At 42.5% G+C, this 5,915-nt stretch carries 4 protein-coding genes and 2 pseudogenes; 4 read left to right on the forward strand and 2 right to left on the reverse strand.

The genetic code is table 11. The features are described 5' to 3' along the window. Positions 1-695: 695 nt before the first annotated feature. Positions 696-1,244, reverse strand: a complete 549-nt coding sequence (locus tag B092_RS14395) for a phage integrase N-terminal SAM-like domain-containing protein (RefSeq protein ID WP_018575406.1) — start codon at positions 1,242-1,244, stop codon at positions 696-698. Positions 1,245-1,489: 245 nt separating this feature from the next. Here B092_RS14395 and B092_RS0111640 point away from each other — a divergent pair, with 245 nt between their 5' ends. The 4 genes and pseudogenes from B092_RS0111640 to tnpA form a co-directional block, all read left to right on the forward strand. Then, complete coding sequence (locus B092_RS0111640) at positions 1,490-1,807, forward strand: hypothetical protein (protein ID WP_018575407.1); 318 nt, start codon at positions 1,490-1,492, stop codon at positions 1,805-1,807. 127 nt (positions 1,808-1,934) lie between these two features. Further along, entirely contained in the window at positions 1,935-2,552 is a 618-nt protein-coding gene (locus B092_RS0111645; protein ID WP_018575408.1) for a hypothetical protein, read from the forward strand. A 126-nt stretch (positions 2,553-2,678) separates the two neighbouring features. After that, positions 2,679-4,850 (forward strand): SEC-C metal-binding domain-containing protein, encoded by a 2,172-nt coding sequence (locus B092_RS0111650; protein WP_018575409.1) that lies wholly within the window; start codon positions 2,679-2,681, stop codon positions 4,848-4,850. A gap of 431 nt (positions 4,851-5,281) precedes the next feature. Beyond that, a pseudogene (tnpA, locus tag B092_RS0111660) lies at positions 5,282-5,527 on the forward strand (IS66 family insertion sequence element accessory protein TnpA); the annotation flags it as partial. Positions 5,528-5,544: 17 nt separating this feature from the next. On the opposite strand, the pseudogene B092_RS14400 reads toward tnpA, so the two are convergent. Further along, positions 5,545-5,805 (reverse strand): annotated as a pseudogene (locus B092_RS14400) (integrase core domain-containing protein); the annotation flags it as partial. Positions 5,806-5,915: the final 110 nt, after the last annotated feature.

Consider the following 5,915-nt stretch of genomic DNA (forward strand, 5'->3'; position numbering starts at 1 on the left):
AGTTTCGGCACGCTGCACCGTAAATTCAAACATAAGCGGGCAAGCTATTTTGGTCTCGTCAAGGTGCATGCGCAGTCGCTTTTGAAAGCGATTTGCATCAATTGTTTAAAAGCTGCCAATAAGCTTAGGATAGTTGCGCCTAATTTTGCCTAAAAGGCAGAATTAGGCAGATAAATGCCAAAAAAACAGGCATTTATCGATAAAAGCGGGGTGAAATTTGTCGAAAATTTCCAAAAAAATCAAAAAATTTCCAAGTAGAACAAAAAAGCGCTATTTAACCGTTTTTATGCAAAAGTCTCAAATGAATTCTATTGTCAATTTTATTGTTTCAGAAAACAAGAAAAGTTTTTTGGGTATAACTGTACCCCTCAATCAGAACGCCTAGATCAAGGCTAGAGCACTCTATCCACCACTTTACGTTATTGCGACAATCTACTACCCAAGAGCAAGTTAAGGATGGTTGAGTATCTTCGAAGTCGTTGGGTGTCAATATCAAAAATACTCCACGTTTAGTAACTCATAATAAAGTTTAGAGTTTTAAAAGTAAATTTTTACTTGTTTGGTTCATATCTTATAGAGCGTAAGTATGTAGAAAAGCTTTCGTCAAAATTCACTCAAATCTTCAACCCTAGTTGGACAAGTGATTTTGAGAAGTATACAAATGCTTAAGCCATGATTTTAGGTTTTAGATGTTATTAAAGAGAGACACCTACTACAGCAGTAATGGGGTGACTACCCTTACCACCCTTGCTGCTGCGTATCACCAGCCTGTGCAGATTAAAATCCACATCCTTGATGCGTAAACGGCAGGCTTCGCTGACACGCAGACCGGCCCCATACATGAGCGAAGCAATCAGCCGATGCGGGGGAGGCAGCTGGGCAATGACGGATATGGCTTCCTCATGGGACAGCACCACGGGCAGCTTGCGTGGCTTTTTAGCACGGGCAATGCCGTCGATATGCTGCAAAGGCTGTTGTAAAACGTGTTTATAAAGAAATACCAGCGCATTGAGCNCCTGGTTTTGGGTGGCCGCCGCCACGTTCTTGTGTGTCGCCAGCCAGGTCAGAANCTGAGCGACTTCTGCTTCGGCCATGTCGCGGGGGTGGNGGAGTCGATGAAAGCGTATGAAATAGCGTATCCAGTACCAGTAGGNTTTTTCAGTACGCAGGCTGTAATGTTTGGTACGAATGATTGCATGCAGCTGATCGCGTAGCTTGGGTGCAGGCTTGGGTGTCTGGGGCATAGCAATTTCCTTTTGCTGTATGGATAAACAGTATCTTACTGGTGAAGACAAGGCGGGTCAAGCGAAAATAATCTACCAAAAAGTATGGTCTTGTAACGGGTTGATCCCTATAGTACAATCGGGCAATCAAAATTTAGTCGCATCGGGTTATACCGCCTTCACGATGATTGGCTTATGTGGAAGGCGATCTAATACATGTTAACTGGCTGCAACCATAATGTACGCTATATTTGAAGGGAGATGGCATGAACAACCTTGTAGTACAGAGGGATTCTGGCTATGCCGATAGAGTCAGAAAATACAAGATCTACTGTAATTCCAAGTTGATTGGTAAAGTCGGAGATGGTGAGTCTGTCAGTTTTGAGCTTCCAGATGGCCAGCATGAAATCTATTTCAAGATAGACTGGGCACGGTCAAATAAGATAACAGTAGATGCAAGGCATGATGAAGTCAGCATCATCAACGTAGGGTCCAGTATTCGAGGCTGGAAACTTCCGCTTGCGGCTTTTTACATACTTTTTATGCCTCACAAATATTTGTGGGCTAAGATTCAGAGCAGTTAACAAACCAAGGCAGCGGACATATTTTGCTTCGCTGCGCTCAAAACGCAAAATATGCCCCTGCTTGGGGCGTTAGACACTGCAAAGAAATCGCGCTGAGCGCACTTTAAGATCATTAAGAGATAAAAAATTGAGAAAACTACTCATAGCAATAGCCATATTGATCTCATACCCAGCCATCACACACGCTGAAAATTATAGATTCGACGGGCTTTATGAAATATCCGTACCAGGAGACTGGCGCGTTGTATCTAGCTCTCATGCGACCGAGCTAATGAAGCAAGCGGGCAAAATCGCTAACACGGCAAAAGTAGAGCTCGATGTCGATCTAAAGGATATCGCCACTCCTTTCATGATCTACAAAGAAAAGAGCAATGAAGCATTCCTAACAAGAGTCATGGTCGGACCTCCAGAGCTAACAAAAGAAGAATTTGATGGCCTGACAGTTTCAGATATTAACACTCTAGGAGATGAACTCTCCAAAAGACAAAATGAAATCATGAGAGCTTCTGGAATCAGGCTAATTTCATCGCAGTCCGGCACAGGCACATTCAAAGGCACTCCAGCAGTTAGGACTGAAAGCATATCTTACAACTCTAAGGGCTTTAAAGTTTCGCGGGCGCAGTACATTGTGTATCGCACATCCGCAACCCTGATAATTAGCTTGGAGCACACCGTGCTTAGCGGTGAACCAAACTACAAGTTAATAGAAAACCAAATATCCAGCTTCAATGTCCTAGCACAGTGATGAACTCGAAATTATCGTGCAAGCAGCGTCTAACAACTGGTTCAAGTCGTTCGCTTCGCTCACTCGGGACCGGCTAAAGCCGGCCCCTTAACCAAACGTTAGGCAATGCAATCTGGAGAGTGGTGAATGCCGCTAAATAAAAAAGCTAGAAATGAAAGCGACGTATTCAAAGAACTAGAGGATCTTTGTCAATCTTCTGGCTACATTCACGCAATCGCATATTTCTGTTTTCGAGATAATACCATCAGGTACGCCGATGAAGTGAAGCCTGAAGACGTATTGCAACAATTCTCAATGGAGCGTTTGGTAAGAAAAGAAATATCTACACTAATTGGACTGGCATGTAAAAAGGATATAGATGAAACATTGCCTTCGCCAGATCTGATGCAAGAGTATGTTAGTAGAACTGATGCTCTACTTCACGAATTGCATCAATCCATGATGCCGCCAATGCAAGAGGTATTTGACCCTACTAAAATTGGGGATGATAACTTTAACCCCTTCACCTCTGGCGCCTTATTAAGAGAATCAATTTTTTATGGTGGTGAATCAGCATATCACTTTCAGTATAGAGACTTAGCAAAAGATAAGTATAGAAAAGATAGTGCATGGCTGATTGAAAACAAAGGCTATTCACTAGAGCAAGCCATCTCCGCCATTTTGTCAATTCAGGCTTTACAGAGCGATAAGATTAATGATGTCTTTGTTAGTCTGATTGATAAACATCCAGATGAATGGACTGTCTTTGAGGCCTATACCCTTTCCTTAGGAGAAATAGTCGAGAAGTCCGAATTGGATGCAGAGATTGTTAAAAATATTATTGAATCGTTTGTTTCACCAATTGGGCAGAGCGATTTTAAGTCCTTGGACGACTTTAATCCGATAAACGCCTATCCAATCATAAAGCTGCAAGAAGATAAATATCTATTGTTTCAAAATTACAGTTTGGTAGAGGCGTTCTACGAGACACCATTTTTCTGGTTCAATTCGGATGCATCGTATAAAAATATTGCGATGCGTCATCGTGGTGAGTTTACAGAAGAATTTTCAAGCAGACGGCTTAAGCGTGTTTTCGGAGAAAAGCGAGTCTTTCAAAACGTTGATATAGTAGATGATAAGAACAATAAAGCCGGTGAAATAGATGTGCTTGTTGTGTTTGCAAACAGAGCAATAGTGTTGCAGGCAAAGTCAAAAAAGCTAACTATAGCTGCTCGCAAAGGGAATGACTTATCTCTAAAGGACGACTTCAAGAAGGCTGTGCAAGATGCATATGATCAAGCCCTTTCATGCTCGAATTATTTGAATGATAGTAACTACAAGCTTTTCGATGAACAGGCTAATGAAATAGCGATTAACAGAGAGTTCAAGGAGATTTATCCTTTCTGCGTGGTTTCTGATCATTATCCAGCTTTGTCATTTCAAGCTAGGCAGTTCCTCGAGCAAAAGCCTACTGATGTGATCAAGCCAGCTTTTGTGATGGATGTCTTCTTCTTGGATGTCGTCACGGAGATGCTGAATTCTCCTTTACATTTTCTAAGCTACGTCAATAGAAGAACGCTGTATGGCGATAAAATATTATCCACGCACGAGCTAACAATCTTGTCATACCATCTAAAACAAAATCTTTGGATGGATGGGGAGTATACAATGATGCAGCTAGGAGATGACATCTGCGCTGATCTAGATCTTGCAATGCTGGCAAGGCGGGATGGCATTCCTGGTAGCGAGACTCCAGATGGGATATTGACAAAGTACGAAGGAACGCACTTCGATAAATTGATCAAGGACATTGAAACACGTGACCATCCAGCCACTATAGATTTCGGATTTATGCTGTTGACACTTAGTGGCGACACAATCGAAATGATAAATGACGGAATATCGAAACTAGTTGAGCTGGGGAAAAAAGATGGTAAGCATCATGATTTAACGCTTGGCATTAGTGAAGGCAGGATGGGGCTTACTATTCATTGTAATGATAACTCGGACGCCGAGGCTGCGAAGCGATTGGAGCGTCATTGTGAGCTAAGGAAGTATGATCAGAAGGCTAACCAATGGTTCGGTGTGTGTATTGGTGCCAGCTCCCAAAGATTGAGATTTGGCGTTAATAGCGATTTCAAATGGCAGCAGTCAGATGAAATGGATGAGATGACTAAGGATCTTCCTAAGCCGCAATCGTTGAAAGGAAAAAAGAAGGTTAACTTTGAAACAGTAACTAGGAAATCTAAGAAGATTGGGCGCAATGAAAAGTGCCCATGTGGAAGCGGGAAAAAATACAAGAAGTGCTGCTTAAGCTGAGGTCCTTGATCTAGCCATGCCTAACAAAAAGCTGCACTCGGATAAATTACTCGCTGCGCTCCTAATTTACCGGTGAGCAAGGCGTTAGCCAGATGGAAATACTGTAATGAAAGACACGGACATGACATACAACGAGCTTTCTGAGGCGGTGGTTGGCTTGAGCTATAGAGACAAATTCAGATTGGCGCAATTACTTATCCAGCTCGCCCGAAAAGAGGAAGAGGAGCAGTATCCACAGAAGCGAGCACCTGTTGCGTCAAATGTGGGGACCCCATCCGAGCTTACGTTGTATGTCGCAGAACGTATTAAAAAGCTTCGCCCCGCAAAAAAGTCGACGCTTCTAAATTCAATCGGTAATACTCCCCTAAAATTGAAACACCGATGAGTGGAAAATTTCGTTTAACTATTTGTTAAATTTAAAGGAATTTTTCATGCGTAGAAAACAATTTACTGAGCGACAAATCTTATCTATTCTTAAACAGCATGAGAGCGGCGTGAGCGTTGCTGATTTGTGTCGTGAGCACGGCATGAGCCAATCTGCTTTTTACAAATGGCGTAGCAAATATGCCGGCATGGACTCGTCAATGCTCAATGAGCTAAAACGCCTACAGGAAGAGAATGCGAAGCTTAAGAAGCTTTACGCTGAGGAGCGGCTAGTTTCCGAGGCGCGAAAGGAACTGAACCTACCCCATTCTTAACACAGCCCGAAAGTAGAATGTGCTCTCAGCCTGTAGTTAACAGGACTTAAGCGTTCCAACGACTCATGAGGTCTTTCGGTATTATAAATGGTTATCCACTCTTNNGTATACCAACGAACCTGCTCTAGTGTACTGAAGAGGTGCATATTCAACACTTCTTCGCGATAGGTTCGATTAAATCGCTCGATATAGGCATTCTGGTAAGGGCAACCAGGTTCAATAAAATCAATCATAATGCCGTGTCGTTCTGCCCATTGCATAAAAATCTGTGACGTAAATGTAATGACCCAGTAAAAACCTGCTCAGGTCTTAATTTGATATTATGGAGAAAATTTGACCATGAGTACAGAGATGAAGTCAGAGAATC

This window comes from Oligella ureolytica DSM 18253, from assembly GCF_000373745.1.
Taxonomy (GTDB): domain Bacteria; phylum Pseudomonadota; class Gammaproteobacteria; order Burkholderiales; family Burkholderiaceae_B; genus Oligella; species Oligella ureolytica.

Coding starts and splice junctions, on each gene's coding strand:
- B092_RS0111640 (WP_018575407.1), top strand. CDS start 1,490: ATGAACAACCTTGTAGTACAGAGGGATTCTGGCTATGCCGATAGAGTC.
- B092_RS0111650 (WP_018575409.1), top strand. CDS start 2,679: ATGCCGCTAAATAAAAAAGCTAGAAATGAAAGCGACGTATTCAAAGAA.